At 69.0% G+C, this 1,241-nt stretch carries 1 protein-coding gene; it reads right to left on the reverse strand.

Annotated elements, in window-relative coordinates:
• Positions 1 to 31: 31 nt before the first annotated feature.
• Positions 32 to 1,153 carry an IS630 family transposase gene (locus NMK44_RS41830; protein WP_254753390.1) on the reverse strand — a complete coding sequence of 374 codons (1,122 nt, stop codon included), beginning with the start codon at positions 1,151 to 1,153 and terminating at the stop codon, positions 32 to 34.
• Positions 1,154 to 1,241: the final 88 nt, after the last annotated feature.

Raw genomic sequence — 1,241 nt, forward strand, 5'->3', positions numbered from 1 at the left:
CTAGTGCTGTGACCGCATAGGTTCGCCGGGTTCAGGCTGCGGCTGCGAGGGGGCGTCCGCCCCAGCGGATGCCCTTCTCGCTGCGAATGCGGGCCCGTTCCTTGCGTTGGGCGGCGAGTACATCGGGATGTCGGGCGTTGGCGTTGCGCCAGCGCAGGTAGGCGTGCAGGGCCCGGGTCTGCGCGGGGTGGCTGCGGTGGTGGGAGTTGGCGAGGGTGAACTGCCGTAGCGGTCCGAAGTGGGCCTCGATCGGGTTGGCCCAGGAGGCGTAGGTCGGGGTGAAGCACAGCTCGACCTTGTTCTTCCCCGCCCAGCGGCGGATGTCCGCTCCGGTGTGGGCGGAGAGGTTGTCCAGGATGATGTAGATCGGGGCGCCGTCGGGTCGGGCGGTGCGGATCGACTTCAGGGCGGCCAGGCTGTTCGCGGTGCCTTTGCGGCGGCGGTTGACGCCCCACAGCCGGTCGTCGCCGACGGAGTAGCAGCCGTGGAAGTAGGTCACGCCGTGGGTGCGGCGATAGGTCGCCGGCAGCCGGTCGGGCTTGCCCCGGTTCGCCCAGCAGGAACCTGCGGTCGGCCGGATCCCGAGCGGGCCGAACTCGTCGAAGGCGAAGACCCGGTCCGGAAAGTGCTCCAGGACGTGCTCGATCCGGTCGAGCTTGGCGTCACGGTCGGGGTCGGGTGACTCCTTCCAGGTCTTGGTGCGCTGGAAGGTGATGCCGCGGCGCCTGAGCAGGCGCCGTAACGCTTCCCGGCCGATCCGGATCACGCGTCCGTGTACTTTCCGCAGGTAGGCAGCGAGTTTGCGGATCGACCAGCGAGTGAAGGGCTGGCCGAGCTTGGTGGGGCGGGTGGTGGCCGTCTGGACGACGAAGTCCTCGTCGTCATCACTGAGCAGGCGGGGACGGCCTCCCGCCCACTGAGGGTCCAGGCAGGCCAGGCCGATCTCGTTGAACCGGTGGATCACCTCCCGCACCGTGTCCTCGTCGGCCTGGACCAGCTGGGCGATCACCGGGACGCGGTTCCCGCCGGCCGAGGCCAGCAACATCATCGCGCGCCGGTAGCGCACCGAGCTGGTAGTGCCCCGGCGCACGATCTGCTGCAGTTTCCGTCCTTCCTGATCGGTGAGTCGGCGTACACGGACAGGCTCAGCCACTCGCACCTCCAGCGATCGAAACGGACGTGACCGCCAATCCAACCGCCCCAGCCGCCAACCCGGCCAACCTTCCCGGTCACAGCACTAG

It is taken from the genome of Streptomyces cucumeris (assembly GCF_024295805.1).
Taxonomy (GTDB): domain Bacteria; phylum Actinomycetota; class Actinomycetes; order Streptomycetales; family Streptomycetaceae; genus Streptomyces; species Streptomyces cucumeris.